This window comes from Paenibacillus sp. JT22N1 (assembly GCF_059692155.1).
This window is the reverse complement of the sequence record NZ_JCAUAW010000035.1, coordinates 36,830-56,277: the sequence shown is the minus strand read 5'-3', so window position 1 is coordinate 56,277 and position 19,448 is coordinate 36,830. Positions and strand designations below refer to the sequence as shown.

General features: G+C 37.3%; 14 protein-coding genes. 12 read left to right on the top strand and 2 right to left on the bottom strand.

The annotated features are described in order from the left end of the window. Positions 1-50 precede the first annotated feature (50 nt). The 5 genes from AC58UU_RS37115 to AC58UU_RS37095 all read left to right on the top strand — a co-directional run bounded on the left by AC58UU_RS37115 (position 51) and on the right by AC58UU_RS37095 (position 5,377). The gene (locus AC58UU_RS37115; protein WP_497322451.1) at positions 51-260 is read left to right on the top strand and encodes a hypothetical protein; all 210 of its coding nucleotides are present in this window, start codon (positions 51-53) and stop codon (positions 258-260) included. Positions 261-1,005: 745 nt separating this feature from the next. After that, positions 1,006-1,404, top strand: a complete 399-nt coding sequence (locus AC58UU_RS37110; protein WP_497322450.1) for a hypothetical protein — start codon at positions 1,006-1,008, stop codon at positions 1,402-1,404. 93 nt (positions 1,405-1,497) lie between these two features. After that, positions 1,498-2,523, top strand: a complete 1,026-nt coding sequence (locus tag AC58UU_RS37105) for a hypothetical protein (RefSeq protein WP_497322449.1) — start codon at positions 1,498-1,500, stop codon at positions 2,521-2,523. Between the two features lie 565 nt (positions 2,524-3,088). After that, the gene (locus tag AC58UU_RS37100; protein ID WP_497322448.1) at positions 3,089-3,721 is read left to right on the top strand and encodes a hypothetical protein; all 633 of its coding nucleotides are present in this window, start codon (positions 3,089-3,091) and stop codon (positions 3,719-3,721) included. A gap of 210 nt (positions 3,722-3,931) precedes the next feature. Then, complete coding sequence (locus AC58UU_RS37095; protein WP_497322447.1) at positions 3,932-5,377, top strand: caspase family protein; 1,446 nt, start codon at positions 3,932-3,934, stop codon at positions 5,375-5,377. A gap of 264 nt (positions 5,378-5,641) precedes the next feature. Here AC58UU_RS37095 and AC58UU_RS37090 read toward each other — a convergent pair whose 3' ends face one another. Beyond that, a complete protein-coding gene (locus tag AC58UU_RS37090) occupies positions 5,642-6,766 on the bottom strand; it encodes an amidoligase family protein (RefSeq protein ID WP_497322446.1) in 1,125 nt (374 codons plus the stop codon). Between the two features lie 105 nt (positions 6,767-6,871). After that, a complete protein-coding gene (locus AC58UU_RS37085; RefSeq protein ID WP_497322445.1) occupies positions 6,872-7,075 on the bottom strand; it encodes a hypothetical protein in 204 nt (67 codons plus the stop codon). Between the two features lie 638 nt (positions 7,076-7,713). Between AC58UU_RS37085 and AC58UU_RS37080 the strand changes: the two genes are divergently transcribed. The 7 genes from AC58UU_RS37080 (at position 7,714) to AC58UU_RS37050 (ending at position 18,899) form a co-directional block, all read left to right on the top strand. Next, positions 7,714-8,415 carry an HNH endonuclease gene (locus AC58UU_RS37080; RefSeq protein ID WP_497322444.1) on the top strand — a complete coding sequence of 234 codons (702 nt, stop codon included), beginning with the start codon at positions 7,714-7,716 and terminating at the stop codon, positions 8,413-8,415. A gap of 401 nt (positions 8,416-8,816) precedes the next feature. Next, positions 8,817-10,289: an ATP-binding protein gene (locus AC58UU_RS37075; protein ID WP_497322443.1), complete on the top strand. Its 1,473-nt coding sequence runs from the start codon at positions 8,817-8,819 to the stop codon at positions 10,287-10,289. Further along, entirely contained in the window at positions 10,279-13,104 is a 2,826-nt protein-coding gene (locus tag AC58UU_RS37070) for a Z1 domain-containing protein (protein ID WP_497322442.1), read from the top strand. The genes AC58UU_RS37075 and AC58UU_RS37070 overlap by 11 nt, the downstream gene beginning before the upstream one ends. Next, the gene (locus AC58UU_RS37065) at positions 13,101-14,045 is read left to right on the top strand and encodes a PD-(D/E)XK motif protein (RefSeq protein ID WP_497322441.1); all 945 of its coding nucleotides are present in this window, start codon (positions 13,101-13,103) and stop codon (positions 14,043-14,045) included. The genes AC58UU_RS37070 and AC58UU_RS37065 overlap by 4 nt, the downstream gene beginning before the upstream one ends. A gap of 2 nt (positions 14,046-14,047) precedes the next feature. Then, entirely contained in the window at positions 14,048-16,117 is a 2,070-nt protein-coding gene (locus AC58UU_RS37060; RefSeq protein ID WP_497322440.1) for an AIPR family protein, read from the top strand. A 562-nt stretch (positions 16,118-16,679) separates the two neighbouring features. Next, positions 16,680-18,128: a DNA cytosine methyltransferase gene (locus AC58UU_RS37055; protein WP_497322439.1), complete on the top strand. Its 1,449-nt coding sequence runs from the start codon at positions 16,680-16,682 to the stop codon at positions 18,126-18,128. A 423-nt stretch (positions 18,129-18,551) separates the two neighbouring features. Then, positions 18,552-18,899, top strand: a complete 348-nt coding sequence (locus AC58UU_RS37050) for a VOC family protein (RefSeq protein ID WP_497322438.1) — start codon at positions 18,552-18,554, stop codon at positions 18,897-18,899. Positions 18,900-19,448: the final 549 nt, after the last annotated feature.

The window sequence follows — 19,448 nt, the reverse complement described above, 5'->3', positions numbered from 1 at the left end:
GGTGAGAAATTGGGGAAATGACTGATTTGTAGCAAGAGTTTATTTATGCAATGAACGGTGAAACGGTGCATGCGGGGGTGTTTTTTAGCAGGGGTTTATTCATTTTGAACATAGTAGGGAAGAAAAAAGGAGAAAAGATTCTTTTCTTTTTTTCTTTTGGGAAAAGGGGAGCAGGAAAACCGAGCTTGAACCTAATTTCTCATAGTGTTACAGGAGTAATCGGGGCAATCCTTAGACAAATGTATATGAAATCGAATTAAACTTTACTAAACTATGTATAAAAGGAAGAGGAGAAGTGAGTATTGACGAAGTATGGTTATGGAGGAAAAGAGGAACTGTTATATTTACATACCTATGAGTTGGCTAAGTCAGGGAATGTTATTTTTTTACCCAATGATCAACTCCGGCACTCTCTATTAGATCGAAAACCAACCGCCGCAACCGTCCAATCCCCTACCACGCCTGCACTTCTCCAATCATTCACCCAATCAATTGCTCTTCTCATGCTTCAAGTTCTTTTCCCACGCTTTCTATCTCATTCCTTTCTCTAACAAGCTTTTCCCCAACCAATATCTCCTGCTTCTTTTCATGCTTTATGGCTTTTTCTCCGACTCTAACCCACTCTTTTTAATGCTGGATCTGCAAAATTATTGTGTCTGTATGTTATGATGTAAAAAAAGATTTCTCATATTTTCACCCATTCTTTTACCTAGCTTTGATACGACTTTATTTCATTTCCCAAGCCATTAATCGATCTCGTTTTCCTGATTTATACCCATTCCTCGATACGACTTTATTCTCTTATTTTTTTTAAAAAGTGAGAGGAGAAGCCGGGGAATGCAGGCGGGGTAAGGGATTGGGGGGATGCGTTGGGGATAGAGTTGGAGCGATACGACTAAATTTTCGGTGCATATAGTAGGGATTAGTTTTTTTGAGGATAGGTAACGGTCAAAGACTCATCAGTTTTGGTTACTCTCATCATGTTATAATGGTGCATTTTTACATTTGAATAAGGAACAAAAATTGCTTTTAGAAAAGGCACGAGAAAGAGACGAATTAAAAGGCAAATTAGATGTTATTCAATTTGATATAAAACAGATTGATTTAACAATCAATGCATTTAAGAATGAATTAGATAAACTTACTGGAACTAAAGAAACTTTGGTACAGGTTCCCCTTAGAGGAATAGAAATTGGTGAAGCCGCTATTGAAGTACTTAAACGTTTGGGTAGAGAATCTCATTACATAGAAGTTAAAGATGAAATTGAGAAGCATTATACTATTAGTGGAGTGAACGATAAAAGCAAGGCTGAATCAGTTTGGAATCATATGAACAAAAGTGATCTGGTAGAAAAGTTAGGTCGTGGAATGTTTAGGATTAATCGATGGAATGATAAGGTATAAGATCCAATCTAATGAATATTTCAATTTTACGACTGCTAATGTAGTATAACCGTTAAAACGGACTATATAAGCGAGTTGATAGGTGGGAGTTAGGTGGAACCGAACTATATACTTCTTGCAAAGCAAGTTTTAGAAAAAACGCTATATCGTGATTCTTCAGAAGTAATAGAAAAACTAGCTGGACAATTAAAGGAATTGGACAATTATGGACTTAATGAATTGAACAATGTGTTACTAAGTAATACAAAAAGAAGTTCTCGAAATTTTTTGAGCTTCTTAGCAGAAACTAACTTTGGTGTTGATTTAGCCAGGTTTAACCTACCAAGTGCTCTACTTGAGTATGAACCAGAACAATACAATAAAACAGATTTTGTTGTGCAACGAGATGGAATTTCTTACTTTTTACAGATGAAAAGATTATCAAACAATGAAAGAGAAAACAGAAGATCAAAAGTCATAGATATAATAAAGAAAAATTTCGCAAATATCCCAATAGGAAAATTCTGTTCTATCAAATTTGGAGAGGACTTTAATGATAGTGATATAAAAGAATTTGTTGAGTTTTCAAAACACAAAATTTTATTAGGTCAGGATAATAAGTCTTTTCATTTCCCTAATAAAACGAACACAAAAGCAGTTATTAAATTCTTCCTTCCAAACGTAAAAGTATTGAGTAATCTTACTGTAGGGGTAACAGGCGATCTCAATATGATTAACATCAGCAATGAAGATACAAATCAGATTATTAACTGCATGAAACGAGCATCGGATGTTTTTACATGGGGCAACAGCGATACAATGCTGAACCTCGTAGCTATGGAAGCTGATCACTTTCAAAATATTGATATAAGTGAGGCAGTGTTTGGGACAGAGTTCTTCTTTCATTCGGCTGAGGGTGCTAATCTATGGGATCGTCAACCTAATGGATATTTTTGCGACGATGAAAACTCAGAGAAAATATGTGGGGTGCTGGCTTTGCGAAGACGAGAAGATTCAATTATCAGTTCCTATCATAAGACACTTTTTATCAATGACAGATTCTCACATCAAGTTGAAATTGTTGGAAATATTATGTGTATTGATGAAGTCTTAACGTATCGAGACTTACCATCCAAGTAACTGAGTTTATTTACAGACTAACCAAAAGGACATTTGTACAAATACTCTTCAGAAAAGTATGGACTTCCTTCGAAATAAGTTGCTTGACTTCGGGATGAACATGCAAATTTCCATTCATCAACCCGAGAGAAACCTAAGTATCCACTCCTGATTTTCTCTCGGCTTTTTCTTTCCCGAGACTCCTTCTCGATCGTTATGATCATGCATCCCAATCCTTCCTCTTGTTTATTGACTGGACTTCCCTAAACTTTATCCTTTCCAAATGTTCTTCTCAGATAGCTTTTGAAAGAGAAAATACGGTATGCTGTTATTTGACGATATGCAAATTATTTGCTTAAGTGGATGGTGAATCATGTTATCAATAGAAGAGTACATCGCTCGAAGAAAAAAAGAAGATCTATTGAATGAGTTTAGTTTAGAAGCTCGAATGAAGAATATGAAGACATGTGTAAACTATGTGTTTGAGTATTTTAACCAATACTTGGATATTACCAAGATGGATGAACAGACTGTGTTAAATAATGAGCGGCTTGAAAAATACAAGAAAACAATTTCTTAATTCGATTTGGAAATTCAGGAGTGGCTGGTTAATATATATGACGAACACGACAAACAACTTAATCGCTCGGTAATCAGTTTACTTAAAAAGGACGAGCTTTTCTTTCTGTACAATACTGATAGCGAATTTAGAAGCTCCTCATATGATTGTTACGCACAGTTAGTAAAGAAGAATCCATTTTTGAAGGATCAGACAGAAATGCTGTTTTTGTTTACAAAGGATTATCATCAAGTTCAAAGCCAACTGAGTGACAGTTCGAATAGAATATTGATCTCTGATGAAGTGGACCAATGGATCGAAAAAACGCGAAAAAAGTATAAGGTTGATATATTGTTATTTGCATCGGATTGGGTACATCGATTTTATGATAATAAAGATCAGTGGCCCATAGAACATAGAACCAAGAGTTCCGAAAGTTGGAGAAAATATGAGTATGACTATAAACAGAAAAACAACTTGTTTAATTTAAATTTACTTTACAGGAGAGTAGCAGATAAATCCTTTTTAAAAGGGAAAAAGCAATACCTTGAAATGGTGATGATGCACTTCTGGCTACACGATATTGAAGGTGATGAGGTGAACTATTGGCAGGAGTACGTAAGTAAATGTTCGAACCTAACAATAATAGCTCAACTTTAAGCTAATTTTTAGTTGCATAATAGTGTTGCTGGAGGATTAAGTCCGTGTCACAAGAATGCATCGTGAATTTTTGTAATTTTGATATATGCATATCTGATTTTATAGAGTACAGTGGACTCATCTGGAAAAATATCAATATCTCTCTTAACTAACGTAATTGTTGTCACAGATTTTTTATAACATCATTTTTGACAAGCGAGGTAATTTACATTGTCACACAAAGCATTTTTAGTCGCTACAAATTTAAATGTCTCTCCAGCATTTGCAGATTTACCCAACACATTAAATGATGTAAGGGAAATCAAACGTTTGCTGATTGAATCACCTTCGAATTTCCATGATATAAATATTTTGGGATTTTCGGGTAATATTGTAAGAAAAGGGATTGTGAGTTCCGCTTTACTTGACTTTTTCGAAACTGCTACTGATGATGATGTCCTTTTTGTCTTTTGGGCGGGGCATGGGCATTTGGAGAGTGGCATGGGTTATTTGGTACCTTTCGATGGTGATCATAATGATGCTGAAAATTCGATGATAAGGATGACCGATCTTAAATGTTGGATCGATAATTCTAAAGCAAAGGTGATTGTTTGTTTCATTGACACGTGTCATAGTGGCTCTATTGCTAGAAATAAGGAAATATTAAGGGGGCTTGAATTAACAGGTTCCGGTAAGGTCATTATTGCCGCATGTGAGCCTCAGCAATATGCTTATGACCGGAATGGTCATGGGGCGTTTACAGATTACTTAATACAAGGGTTATCGGGTTCAGCGGCAAATCAAGAAGGTGTCATTGATATATATAATCTTTATTCGTTTATTACTTCTAAGTTGACTTCAGAATTTGCGAATGGTTCTCAAATTCCTGTACTTTCCACATCTACTTTAACAGGTCAGCCTGTTGAAATTAAAAGGATAATAAATCGTAAAGAAGATAACTCCGTAACCAGTGTGAGTGAAGAGAGTATCGATAATTCGGGGACAAGCTTCTGGTTGGGGAATATATGTGATGAATATGATAATTTTTCTGAGGTTAGAGCTGGAGAGTATAAGTTAATTATCAACAATCCCTCTTCAACTGTAGAAAACATTATGCGTAAATATAATGAACAACGGGATGCTATTAATTTTTCCGTTAGAAACCAAGCCAGTCTTGTCAAAGTGTCAAACGTATATATTTCATCAAGTTCTTCTGGGGATAGGCTGGAAATTGATTTAATAAAAGTCGAAGGTAAGCATGAATCCTCTATGATGGAAATGGCATATGGTGGAGGTCAAGGAAAAACGTTCTCAGCCGATGAAATTGCAACGTTAAGGGCCAGACGGATATTGTTGGGAGAGATGTTTACAGATTCACATGGTGAATATCTGTCTAACCTGATTAATTTTAGTCATCCCACAAATAGTAGCCTTAATGAAATGGTTCCAAGTTTAATCTTCAAATTACAAACTGAAAAATATAAAATTACAAGAACTCGAGTAATAATCGTAGGAAATTTAATTCTGTCAGGTATAGTTGAGAGAATAGAGAAGCTTTCTTTCAAGATAAGAAATGGTGTTATTTCTGAAGTTCATTTTGTAGGATACAGAAATAAGTATTATTCTAATGTAGATCCATATCGAATTGAGTTATCCGGGACAATTTCAACCAATTAACCTTTACTTCAAATCGGTTTTTCATCCTAAAAGCCAAGAGAACCCAGGTACTCACCACTGGTTTTACTTGGCTTTTTCTTTTTCCCTTTAACCTCTCAACGAAGCAAGAAAATGGAGGTAACGTGTCTATTTGGGAATTTATGTTGTTTTTCTCTCGAACCTCTAACCTTGTCATGCTACTCCTCTTGTTTCAAATCAATATAATATCCTGTTATTAATGTGATAAGGGGGAAGGAGTGAGAGGAAACTTCACAAGAGTACTTTCTATATACTCCTCAATTTGTTTCTTTTTTCCTCACTTAATTTTCCGCGAAGCACATCGTAGGCATATTTAGGTATTTTAAAACGATTATGATTCATATACCAAAGCATTTTCTTTTGTAGAACACTATCCTTTGTGATCATATCTAAGCTTTTCATGAGATATGTAAGGTCTATCTGGACAAGGTTTTCTTCAGATTCTGTTTTGTGGTATAAATTATCATTTGTATAATTAATTAATTCGAATTGGTGAGAAACTGCCTTTTGGACTATAGAAACTGCATATAATACATATGTTTGAATGAGTGTTGGATTTAATGTACTGTTAAATGTTCGAAATTCAATTGTTTTTATTTTACCCTCGTTTATGTTCAACAAATTAAGACCAACATATTTAGCACCGTAGAGGGTTGTATAAGCATAATTTACATTCTCGTCCTTCTCTAACGATATTAAAGCCTGATCAATTGGTGTACCCTTATAATATAATGATTTATCTGCGATAATCAAAGGTACTGCATAGTGTTCAATACGTTCTTCTGAAACTGCTACTTCTGTACCAGCAGACAATAAATAGGTGATTGGCTCCATAATACGATACAAGTTTCTTAAATTGATCCATTGTCTACCACAGGAGAATAAATCTATACTCCCAATATGTACGTGGAAAGCACATGTTTTATCTGTATATGCTCCAATATTTTTTAATTTAGTACATATCAATGAAATTTGAGACCAATGCGTTTCTAAATCTTTAAGTACGGGAGAAATTAATTCATATCCCCCATTTGTTTCGTGGCTTAGTTTCCAATGTTTCCATTCTTGTGCTTTTTGTTTGTCTACTACTTTTTTTTCAAAACCAAGCTCATTATTTACAAGAAATTCAAGTAATTCTTCAACTTTCGATTCATCTAATTTGAATTCTAATTCGATTCCAAATGTTATTGGAAGATCAGTAGTAAAGACATTGTTTTTTGTTTCATAGGCAGGATAAAAACCTTCTAACTTACATTCAAAATCAGAAAATAAAAACTGCTTTTCTTTTTCAAGTTTATTTGTCTCAGTGTTCTTGTTAGTGTCATCACTATTAAATAAAGTTCTTAGTTTATGTATAAATGAACTAACCATGGGTGTTAACCTCCTAATGTGTGTATATACTCATTTATCGGCATGGATTCAGTGCACCAACAGTAGTGATTTATTTATTTCTCCTCTTTTGAACTATTATTCCTACTATGTAGACAGCAAAATTAGTCTGCCTATGTCCCACAAAGTTTCCCGCTGAGCAATTAAAGTTCGCCACCAAGCCGACCGATCTTCAGGCATTTTCCCTGATTTTCTCTCGGTTATTTCTTTTCCTCTCACTTTTTCTTCCCGCCATGCCTCGCCCTTCATCGTGGTATCCTCTCGACTTTTCTCTCGCTTTCGATCCCTCATCACCGTCCCCCTTACCCCTGATTTTCCGCTCCAGGCTTGCATTCTCAGGCTTTACCTCAGCTCTTCTCCTCGCTTTTTAATGCTCTTCTCAGATCTTTCACCGCGTCATTCCTCGCCTATTTCTACTTACCTATTCCCAACTCTTACCCAGTGATTTTTCCTGCACTCAGCTCAAACTTATTTTGCTTTCGCTAGAGAGGAAATGTGGGTGAAAAAGTGGATTGAAGCCTTGTGGGGCGTGGATTTGAAGTGAGTGGAGGTGGGTGGAGTGGGAGTGGCAAACTTATTTGCATGGTGACTTGGTAGGGATTTCAAAATGGTTTTTTACGGATTCTGTTGATAATTATTAAGATGGTATGTTGGACTAGGAGAAGCAGATCAATATTCCATTTTGTGTTTTGATTATTGATGTAATCAGTATTTACTCATCAAGTGTTCGGACATCGGTTACAGCCAATAAATTAGCTAAATCCGTACAGAGAAATTATATGATATGATTTTGTTGTAATTGCTAATGATCGAAGTGCATAAGAGAAAAGTCATGGGGTTGATGAGTGATTTCAGGATAGATAAGATAATTATTTTGGTTTTCTAATATAAGGTTACAACAAAATAAGCTGATAAGAGGGAAGTTAGATATGATGAACAAAGAAGATTTCGCTAAGTGGTTGAAAAGTAATCGGACCATCAAAGAATATTCAGCAAATAGATATGCGAACGCGATTGTCACCATTTCTTCTGAAATAGGGGGTTATGGACTTGAGGGATCAAATATATTCAATATCTCAAATACAACGTTAATAGATAGAATTCTAATGCATCCTGAGTTCCAACTGAAGGATTCTAAGGGAAATCGGATGTACAGTACAGCGTTGAAACATTTAAAATCGTATATGAAGCAAATTAAAGTTACAAAAATCAACAAGGAGCTTCAATCAGGGGTTTCGGAAAAGGAAGTAAAGTATGAAAGAGAAGAGGTTAATTTTAGACCTATTGAGGTGTATGAAGAAGGGAAGGAGTTACTTAGATTACATAAGTTTCGAGAACGTGATCCACAGCTCATCAAAGATGCCAAGAAGAGATTTAAGAAAATAAATGGGGAATTGTTTTGCGAAGCGTGTGGAATCAATTTCGAAAAAGTTTATGGTGAACGAGGGAAGGACTTCATAGAGGGGCATCATAAAAAGCCGATTTCAGAGATGACGGAAGGTGAGACAACTAAAGTCGAGGATATCGGCATGCTTTGCTCCAACTGTCATCGTATGATCCATCGAATCCCTATGATTAGTATTGAAGAATTGAAGATGAGTCTTAACATGAAATGGGATGGGATTTCTTGAGACTGTCCACGCCCCTAAATAAGTGTCAAGGTATAAAAGTCATTCCAAAAACTGGAAGATGCTAGGGCTAATCCCCAAGCGTTTCTCCAGTTTTTTATCTGTCGCGGCTAACAGGTCAGGGATTTCTCATACAGTTCTCGGCGGAAAGGGTTCTTTTTCTGGATTTTGCATGCAACATAATCTGGTTATATGCAACTAGGTTTAAATACATACATCAATACAAATTGTAGGTGGATTTCTGATTCCTTTGCCTCATGGATGTATAGGTAACTTGATCCAGCTGACCATACCTGGATATGATTATTTTCTTACAGTTTCGACCAGTTTCCACAAATTGTATGGTATTATTAATAGAGTTATATAGGCAACACAGTTGTTAAGAGGTATCGGAGGAAACAACAATGAAAAGGTCAAAACTACCACCATACGCACCTTCATTAGTTGAATCAATTCGTGCTATAGGGTACTCGATGGAAACAGCAATTGCTGACCTAATCGATAATAGTATCTCAGCAGGTGCAACTAATGTAGTTATTAAGTTTAGTCCATATGGTCAACCCTTCGTTGCAATATTGGATGACGGGGAAGGGATGAATCCTGATGAACTTTCAAGTGCAATGCGACATGGGAGCAAAAATCCTCAAGACATTAGAGAGGCTCATGATTTAGGGCGGTTTGGGTTAGGTTTGAAAACTGCTTCTCTTTCGCAATGCCGTCGCCTAATCGTTGCTAGCCTTACTGAGGGTTTGCTTTCAGCAAGGTCGTGGGATCTTGATGTAATTATTGATGAGGAAGATTGGGTTTTGCTGGAATATGAAGAAGAGGAACTAACAGATTTGCCACTCATAAATGAGCTTCGGAAACAAGGAAAGGGAACCCTAGTTATTTGGCAGGATCTTGATAGGGTAATAAGTGGGGAATCCTCAATAGAGACGGCACTGGGGAATAAAATGGATCGGGTGAGAGAGCATTTATCCTACGTCTTTCACCGTTATATATCAGGCGAGAATGTTACGAAGAAAATCAAAATAGGAATAAACAGTACACCTATTAGGACGTTTGATCCGTTTTTGCTGTATCATCCTGCGACTGAGGCTATGCCGGATGAGATGGTGTCTGTAGAAGGCCATATCGTAAAAATTAAACCTTATATACTACCGCATAAAAGTAAGTTATCTCCCGAAGAAATTGTGTTGGCTGGAGGAGAGGAAGGACTAAGAAGGAATCAGGGTTTTTACATATATCGGAATAAAAGATTAATTTCATGGGGGACGTGGTTTAGACTTGCCAAGCAAGGTGAGTTACATAAATTGGCACGGGTAAGGATTGATATATCTAATTCAATGGATCATTTGTGGACGCTTGATATTAAGAAATCGATGGCTACCCCGCCTGAAGCCGTTAGGCAAAACTTAAAACGCATTGTCGATAGAATAGTAGAAGGCAGTAAAAGAGTATATACCTTTCGTGGGCGAAAGAATAATAATACAAATTATATAAAATTGTGGGAGCGGTACAAAGGACGGGAAGGAATATGGTATCAAATTAATCGAAAACATCCGATTGTTGAATCTTTATTAAGCAGAATCGGATCTGAGGGTAGATCAGAACTGGAACAATTATTTAGATCAATTGAAGAAAATTATCCGGTAGATTCCTTGTACGCGGATATGGCATCAGATCAAAGAGTTCAAACGGACCAAGAAGAACTTCATGAGCACCTGAAATCATTGGCGGAGATATTAATCAAATCAGTGGAGTCGGTGGATGGTGGTGAGCAAAGGATTATTGACCAATTGCATATATTGGATCCATTCTGCAACCATCCTGAGATCACGGATTTACTTAAGGAGGAGCTAAAAAGTGGCAAGTGAGAACGCAAAGAAGATAATTGATACGGTTTTAGTGACGTTACCCTCGAATGGATTCGCTTCAGAAGAGGAAATTAAGTCATTATCTGAGAAGTTAAGGGCGATTTTCCCGGTAAGTGATAATGACTTTGTTTATGTACTCCGAACACTTCACTACCGATTACCTATAACTATGGACGTAGGTTCAGCGGTCGTAGCGGAAGACCACGAGTCATGGTATTACGCGAAGAAGCCTGAAATAACGCCTTATTACTGGGATCGGTTTGAAAAATATTTGATTAAAGAAGAAGACTGGACTCCCAAGGTAACTGGTACACTTGACAGAGTGACTGATAAGATAATGGATTTTATGGGCAACCCCAAACAAGACGGAGCTTGGAAACGAAGAGGTTTAATAATGGGGGACGTGCAATCAGGAAAGACTTCCACTTACACCGCTTTAAGTTGTAAAGCGGCTGATAGTGGTTACAAGCTAATTATTCTTTTGACCGGTACGCTTGAAAATTTACGTCGACAAACTCAGGAAAGATTGGATGCTGGGTTTGTTGGTTTGGATAGTTCTAGTTTGTTGTCTCAAAAAAAAATACAAAATAAACTTATAGGAACAGGTTTGATTGACAGCAGACGCCATCCTGGTGTCTTTACATCCATAAAAAATGATTTTAAAAGTAATTTAGTTAATCAACTAGGTTATAAAGTGGAAGCCCACATGGAACCGACCTTACTTGTTGTGAAAAAGAATAAAAAAATTCTGGAGAATTTGGAGATTTGGTTGCGGAATTACAATGCTGATGTAAATGGAAAGATCGATACGCCGTTATTACTTATCGATGATGAGGCTGATAACGCGTCGGTAAACACTACCGGAAATGGTCAGGAGCCCACTGCAGTCAATAAGGGAATTCGCTCAATTCTTAAACTGTTCACTCGTTCTACATATGTTGGCTTTACTGCTACTCCGTTCGCCAATATTTTTATTGATCCTGAATCTAAACATGACATGGTTGAGGACGATTTGTTTCCTAATGATTTTATCTATTCCTTAGATGCTCCCACACACTACATTGGGGCGAACGCTATATTCGGTGAGGAAGCCACCACTTCGTATGTTCTTCGTGAGATTAACGATGCTGATGATTGGATCCCAATGCCTCATAAATCGACTCTAAAAGTCGAGAGTTTATCAGATAGCCTTGAAACGGCGTTACTCTCATTTATAATAGCAAACACAATACGAGACCTTAGGAATGAAGGTCCTTCTCACAGGTCGATGCTTGTCAATGTGAGTCGGTTCACGGATGTTCAAGAGGACGTAGCAGATATCATTGATGTTCGGTTAAGGAAAATTCAACAGGATATACGACACTACAGTCAACTTCCGGAGCAAGAGGCACGTTCCAATGCTTCAATTACATCTCTTTATTATGTTTGGAAAGAGGAGTACAAGGACAACGAATTTGACTGGGAGCAAGTTAGACTTGCTCTATTAAAAGCTGCTCTACCGATTGTGGTCATAACAGTTAACCAAAAAAGGAAAAAAGGGAAGGCAACATTGGATTATAAAGCACATAAAAAGGAAGGACTACGAGTCATAGCTGTTGGAGGAAACAGCCTATCTCGTGGTTTGACTTTGGAAGGATTATGTATCAGTTACTTCTACCGCAACTCTCAAATGTACGATACTTTGATGCAAATGGGCAGATGGTTTGGCTATCGAGAGGGTTACGATGATCTATGCAGGGTATGGATGACGCCTGAAGCAATCCATTGGTACAGGCATATCACATTAGCATCCATGGAGCTTCGAAATGAAATCAAGAAAATGGATGCTGACGGAGTAACACCAGCAGAATTTGGATTGAAAGTTCGTGCCCATCCTGATGTTCCGGATGATGTTAAAGATGAAATCAAGAAAATGAAAGCTGACGGATTGACGCCAGCAGAATTTGCATTAAAAGTTCGTGCCCATCCTGATGCCGTTATAATATCGCTGAGAAACCTTATCGTCACAGCGAGTAATAAATCGCGTAAAGCTAAGCTTGTTGAATGGCTGGTATCTTTCAGTGAGCAAGGACCTGAAACACCACGTCTTCATACTGACCCTGCTATAATTAAAGCAAATGCGATTGCGGTGGAACGGCTGATAAATAATTTGAAAAGTTTGGATATTCATAATGAACCATCCAAACATAGCGACAGCAATATCTGGAAAGGTGTTCGAAAGCAACTTATCATTGACTTGTTACGTGAGTTTACAGTCCATTCCCTCAATTTTAATTTTCAGGCTGATAGTATAGCTTCGTTTCTTGAGAAAACGGATGAGAGTAGCCTAGAGACCTGGGATATTGTTCTTCCAAATGGTAGTGTGGAAACTGAACCATTCCGTGGCATTTCTTACCGATCTCAAAGAAGAACCGTTGAACAAAAAGGCAAATATATTATTGTCGCTGGTTCAAGTGCTCGTGTCGGCTCGCGTGGTGTAGAGAAAGAAGGTATCTCTCCTGAGATCGTCACCCCAATAGACGAAAAGTATAAACTTATGAAGAAAAACCCATCTGATAAAGTTTATAGGAAACTGAGAGAACGTCCTCTCCTTATCCTACACTTTATCACTGCAGAAGTAGGTAAGGGAAAGCCAGCAGTGAATACCGAAGAACCTTTGATTGCCCTAGGACTGAGCTTTCCTAAATTTGATGATTCAAGCGATGAAAAAAAGGTAATCTATAAGGTTAACGTCATCAAATGGCGAGAACTCTTTGAATCGGAAATGGATGATGATGATGAGGAAGAAGAGTCAGGAGAGGAGTCAGAGGAATGAGTTCGAAATCGATTGAGGACATTTGGGAAGGGCTTAGACCTGTCAGGGAATCTATCTTCAAGAGGGTTGATGAATCACATCCGCTAGATTTATACCTTGGTCGTGAAATTACAGGTGAGCGGTTGTTGGTTCTGCTTACGGATGTTGAGCCGCCCGCACTTCCACAAGGTAAATCAATACAATTAATCAAATTGAAAAGAAATGACGGAAAATGGTCATTTATTTTCAAACTAGTTAGCGAAGAATTAAAGAAGATCTTTTCCCATCTTTGCGATGACATTGTGGAGTCAAGCAGAGAGTGTTTAGACCAATCGGTGGGAGTTTCCTTTATTCTAACACGTTATATGCGGTGGAAAAGGCTGTTAGAGAAGGGCTTCTCCGATATTTTAGATGAGTCGCGACTGCGTGGCTTGGTAGGAGAATTATTGTTCCTCGAAAGGTTAATTGAAATCTACGGGGCGGCTGTAAGTCTTAAGGCATGGTTAGGACCATCGGGATCTGATCAAGATTTTCGATTCTCTGATCGATGGTATGAAGTAAAGACCATCCGACCTGGAACAAATAAAATAAAAATATCTTCTGTTGAGCAGTTGGATTTACCTTCTTACAACGGAGAGCTTGTTGTAATCCATCTTGATAACGCAAGTGTTAGTGAACCTGATTCATTTAATCCCATTGATCTTGCAAAGAGAATAAGGGATAAAATTAGTGACTTACAAGCACTTGAGCTTTTCGATGCAATTCTTGAAAGTTTCGGCTTTTTCTTACTTGATGAATATCTCCAATATAATTTTTGTTTGAGAGAAATAAATCGCTTTCAGGTCATTGAAGGGTTTCCAGTAATTAAGAGGGCTGATCTGCATATTGGTATTGACAATGCGAAATATGAGATCAGTTTATCTGCATTATTACCCTTTAAGTGTAATCCTTTGGGGGAATAACTATGGAAATTCATGAGTATCGAAAGGATTTTATTGAAACCGTTAAGTCTTTAGCCGCGGCTGAAGGTGATTTTGAAGAAACGGCTTTCGTCAGACATGTCACGGATAAGCTAATAGAAGCAGAAGAATTTGATAGTTTTGAGCAATGTTACTATGAAGGAAGTGGAAAAAGGAATAGGAAGCTGATGGTCCACGGCTATTCCTTTGATGATGTCGATAACTCAGTTAAGCTACTTATAGCCAATTATCACGGTAGAGAAGAATTAGGTACTTTAACGCAGTCTGAGTTGGGAAAGATATTTGAGCGTATAAAGTCCTTTGTCGATGAGGCTGTAGCTGGGGTTCTACATATAAGAGTTGACGAAAGTTCACCTAGCTACGGTTTGGCATATGAGCTGTACAAAAGGCGGGACGATATTCGAAGGTACAAGCTTTACTTGGCAACTGATAATATTCTGAGTAGCAGAGTAAAGGATCTTGCAGAGGATGAAATTATGGGGAAGTCAGTCGAATACAATGTGTGGGATATTTCAAGAATACACAGAGTATTTGAATCCCAAACAGGTAAGGATCTCTTATTTATAGATTTTTTGCAATATGGTGAGAAAGACGTTCTATGTCTTGAGGCAGGGCAAAAACATGAGGAATATAAAGGTTACCTTTGTATTATTCCAGGGGAAGTGTTGGCCCAGATATTCGACCGGTTTGGAAGTCGGTTACTTGAAGGGAATGTTCGTTCCTTTTTAAGTACAAAGGGTAGTGTAAACAAGGGTATACGAAATACAGTTATAAACGAACCAGAGATGTTTTTTGCGTATAATAATGGAATTTCTGCAACAGCGACAGAAGCGGAATTTCGGAAAACCGGAAAAGGTCTGCAACTAATATCGGCAAACAACTTACAAATTGTAAACGGTGGTCAAACAACTGCATCTCTGCTCATGACCAAGTTAAAGGACAAGAAAGATTTATCTAGCATATATATTCAAATGAAATTATCCGTTGTTTCGCCGGAAACAGCGGATAATCTAATACCGTTAATCGCCCGCTATGCTAATAGTCAAAATCAAATCAGTGAAGCAGATTTTTTCTCGAACCATCCTTTCCATGTTAGAATAGAGGGTTTATCTAGGCGACTTTGGGCACCTGCTGAGGTTGGAGCACAGTATGAAACACACTGGTTCTATGAAAGAGCTAGGGGGCAGTATCTTAATGAACAATCTAAGATGACAAATGCGGAACAAAAAAAGTTTCTTCTACAAAATCCGCGAAATAAGCTTATCACAAAGACCGATTTGGGTAAGTATCATTATTCATGGATGGGGTTCCCTCATCTAGTCAGTCTTGGACCACAAAAAAATTTCAGACACTTTGCCCATTGGATATCTGAGCGATGGGAAAAATCAGATTTAGAGTTTAATGAGGATTTTTTCAAGAACTCTATCGCATATGCTATATTGTTTAAGAACACCGAAGCACTTGTTTCTAATCAGCCTTGGTACAGAAATAGCTATCGTCAAAATTTTACAACCTATACTATTGCCTTACTAGCTCATATAATTGAGAAGAATTATGTGGACATGTCTCTTGACTTACGTTCAATCTGGAACCGGCAGTCCCTTCCGGACGTTTTGGTGCAACAGCTTGTAATGGTCTCAAAAGCGGCACACGATGTAATAATGAGTCCAGAACAAGGAATACAAATCATACCCGAATGGTGCAAGAAAGAACAATGCTGGGACAGAGTAAAACAAGCGAAGGTTGATATTATTGATGGTTTTGAAGAATCACTCATCAATGTTACAGAAATAAAAAAGAGTGTGAAGAATTCGAGAATTCAGCAAAAAGTAGATAATGGCATTGAGGCACAGGTGAAAATACTTGAACTTGGTGCTGAGTATTGGAATAAGCTGAAAGATTATGCACAACAAAAAAGACTAGTCACAAGCGATGAAGAAAAACTAATCAATCTTGCAACCAAAATGATTAGCGGTGTTATGCCGTCTGATAAACAAAGCTTACGATTATTAGGAATTAATGAAAGAATGGTTTCGGAAGGATTTGCGGGCTGAGGTGAGGATTACTGTGTTTTTGTGTGAATGTGGAGGAGTGTTATTGGTGAAAAGTATAGAAGAAGCTTTTCCTGACAACCAAGTCTATAAAGATAAGCTTTGAGTACAATAGAACATTGTTCGGTTGCTAACACCACTTCATTTGTGGTGTTTTTTTATTGAATCTGCTAGATTCTTATTTTTATTTATAGATATTGTTCTATTAGTTCAAGGAGGGATGATGTCCAAGCTCTTCCTTACTCCTATATTGTGGACGATCAACTTCAAGGCATCTTGCAACTCCTAATCTAAAACAACAGTCTTTCCTTTCTTAGCATTTCCTGCTTTTCTGGAATGAAATATTAACGGTGCCTTAATTCAGCTAATGAGATTTCATATCTTGCTGTAGAACCGGAGTATTCTTTTGCAAACTCTCGAAGTTTAGCCTCGGGGGAGAAATTAAAGTAATTCGTTTTCATCAAGTCTTGCTAGGACAAACAGTTGGGCGAAATTAGTCGAACAATCGTTCTAAGAAAATGCTATAATAATATAATAAGATTTTTCAATGAAGGTGCGATGTTCTATGTTTTTATACAAAGTCTTGGACTTATTTGCTGGTGGCGGCGGTTTCTCCACTGGTTTTGAGATGGTAAATATGAATGGTAGTGGATTCGAAATTGTTAGAGCTGTGGAAATTGACGATAATGCGTGTGAAACTCTTGAAATGCACTTAGGGAAGGACAAGGTAATAAAGGGTGATATCACAAAAGCGGAAGTTAAACAAAAAATTATTTCAGATTGTAAAGGGGTCGTTGACGTAATAATTGGAGGACCACCGTGTCAAACCTTTTCTCTCGCAGGACCTTCAAGATCTGGAAAGGCTGAAATGCGAGAAGCTCTTAAGAATGATCCAAGAAACACATTATACAAACACTTTTTTGAATTGGTTGAAGCTATTGAGCCAAGGTTTGTGGTCTTTGAGAATGTCGAAGGGATTATTTCCAAAGAATTCGAACCTAAAAGCGAATTGAACGAGAAGCAACGGGTTGCAATTGAGGTAATTTGTGATGAGTTAGAGTCGTTAGGATACCATACATATCTTAAAGACCGTATTGCTGAGCGATATCAAGTGTTAAACGCGGCGGATTTTGGTGTACCGCAACAGCGTAAACGTGTGATAATCATTGGAAATAAGCATGGTAAACCTAATGTTTTGCCGGAGAAAACGACAGAAGGTGAACACGTATCGATTAGAGAGGCTATTTCCGGATTGCCAGTTGTCTTACCAGAAATTAGTCTTGAAACGGACCTTCTTAAATTCGAACATATCTTTTCCAATTTTGAGAAGAGTATAGAGATGTTTATTGGAACTATTAATGGACTTAAAGACTATTATTATGATCACGATGAAGTTAAAAGCGAAGAATTTTTTGAGTTGGTACATTATGTGAATGAAGCCGGAAGTCAGCTAAAGAAAAGAAAGAATACGAAAGAGAAGAAACTTAAGGAGTTCATCCAAGGTTACAATGTAAAGCTGAAAGCTTTTGTAAATCTGTACAAAGATAAATATGAGACTTTTCATTCTTCACGTATTCATAACTTTCGTGATGTGATAATATTCAGTTGTATGAAACAGGGCACAAGTTCAGCTCAATTCATAAGAAAAGATTCTTCAGTATACGATGAGTTTTTAGACAGTCTGTATCCGTATGATAGAACAAAACATTTAGACACGTATGTGAAGCATGCTTGGGAGAAGCCTTCAAATACAATACTATCGCATATGCAAAAAGATGGATTGAAGTTTATTCATCCAGTTCAACCAAGAACATTTACTCCTTATGAGGCGGCAATGATACAATCGTTTCCCCTTGGGTACAGGTTTGGTGGATTGAGAAACGCTCAATACAGACAGATCGGAAATGCAGTCCCGCCTCTTCTTGCTAAGGGTATTGGTGAATCGGTATTAAGTATGTTGATGGCAATCGATGCTGAATTGTCGGAAAATATTAGACTCAAGGCTTACGTTTGAAGTTTCTATATTGATACAAGAGAAATACCTAAAGGCACTTAAGTGATTTAAGGACGTTATTGATTTGTTTACGTGTTTTGACCAAAAATAATGGTTTGCGTAGGAAGCAATAAAGATCGAAATTGGTTGACAAGGGACAAGGCTCTTCCCTTGTCATTTTTCCATTTGACCTCATATCCAATCTAATGATGATATAATAGGAACATAGCATTGAACGGTCGAATGAAAGGTAAATTGTTATTAGGTAAAAGAAGAATTTTTTGTACGTAAGAAGAATGAGATAGGCGTTTTCGCTCGGCTTTTTTCATTGACAATTTAGAGATCGGCACTCTACATAGTTGAAAAAGGAACTTAAATTTAAATCTCGAATATCTAATGTAATCGGATAGCTAAAAATTTGATGACAGACAGGAGTTAGATACGATGATAAAAGGTTTTGGAGGAATATTTTGGAGAACTAAAAATCTTGAAGTTATAAAAAAATGGTACAGTGAAGTGTTGAAGATTGAAATAGAAAATTGGAATGGGACTGTGATAAAACCCCAATTAGGAAATGAGACTATCTTTTCTTTCTTTACCGAGAATGACAGTTATTTTCCAACAGAACAACAAATGATGTTAAATTTCCAAGTACATAATCTAAACGAGACTATTATGCATCTTGAACATATTGGTGTACCTCTTGCAAAGAAAAAAGAGATTAGTGAATTTGGAAAGTTTATTTGGATTGAAGATCCTGAAGGTCGACTGGTCGAGCTTTGGGAGAAATAACGAGTTGTAATTCATTTGCTATTGAGCTAACGCAGAACGATAGTTCAATTAACCACTAATCTCTGGGCGGTTTTCCTTGTGTTCGATAGTTGATATTAAACTTTAACACGGACAAATTACAAAAATTCTTGCCTTGATGCCGATTATAAAGTATTTTGAATTTAAATGAATATCGAACGGATTTAGCGGAAAGCACCGCAGGTCCCCCATTACATTGTATGGGGAATCTGCGGGTTTTTTGCGTTCTGAAACAAATGGAGGATGAAAATGATGAAATGTTGTACGTTCTGTTCGAATGAAGCCCAAATGCTATTAAACCATCCGATCCACAAAATCGGCTCACTTTGTATGGAGTGTTACATTTTCACGGATCATGTGGGGTTTGTAATGGAAGTTTTGTACCCGCTGAGATAAAGGAAGATGTTAACTATCGGTTTAGGGCTAAGTTCATTAACATGGGTGACAATGAGAATTTTGTGGTTTGCGACTGTTGTTATAAGAAAATTCGGGAGGAGTTCCCAGAGCAGTTTGTAGGGCAGGGGTAAATCA

What these genes read in the sequence shown, in the direction of transcription:
- AC58UU_RS37115 (WP_497322451.1), top strand. Translation starts at nt 51, where the DNA reads ATGAACGGTGAAACGGTGCATGCGGGGGTGTTTTTTAGCAGGGGTTTA.
- AC58UU_RS37090 (WP_497322446.1), bottom strand. Translation starts at nt 6,766, where the DNA reads ATGGTTAGTTCATTTATACATAAACTAAGAACTTTATTTAATAGTGAT.
- AC58UU_RS37085 (WP_497322445.1), bottom strand. Translation starts at nt 7,075, where the DNA reads ATGAGGGATCGAAAGCGAGAGAAAAGTCGAGAGGATACCACGATGAAG.
- AC58UU_RS37080 (WP_497322444.1), top strand. Translation starts at nt 7,714, where the DNA reads ATGATGAACAAAGAAGATTTCGCTAAGTGGTTGAAAAGTAATCGGACC.
- AC58UU_RS37075 (WP_497322443.1), top strand. Translation starts at nt 8,817, where the DNA reads ATGAAAAGGTCAAAACTACCACCATACGCACCTTCATTAGTTGAATCA.
- AC58UU_RS37065 (WP_497322441.1), top strand. Translation starts at nt 13,101, where the DNA reads ATGAGTTCGAAATCGATTGAGGACATTTGGGAAGGGCTTAGACCTGTC.
- AC58UU_RS37060 (WP_497322440.1), top strand. Translation starts at nt 14,048, where the DNA reads ATGGAAATTCATGAGTATCGAAAGGATTTTATTGAAACCGTTAAGTCT.
- AC58UU_RS37055 (WP_497322439.1), top strand. Translation starts at nt 16,680, where the DNA reads ATGTTTTTATACAAAGTCTTGGACTTATTTGCTGGTGGCGGCGGTTTC.
- AC58UU_RS37050 (WP_497322438.1), top strand. Translation starts at nt 18,552, where the DNA reads ATGATAAAAGGTTTTGGAGGAATATTTTGGAGAACTAAAAATCTTGAA.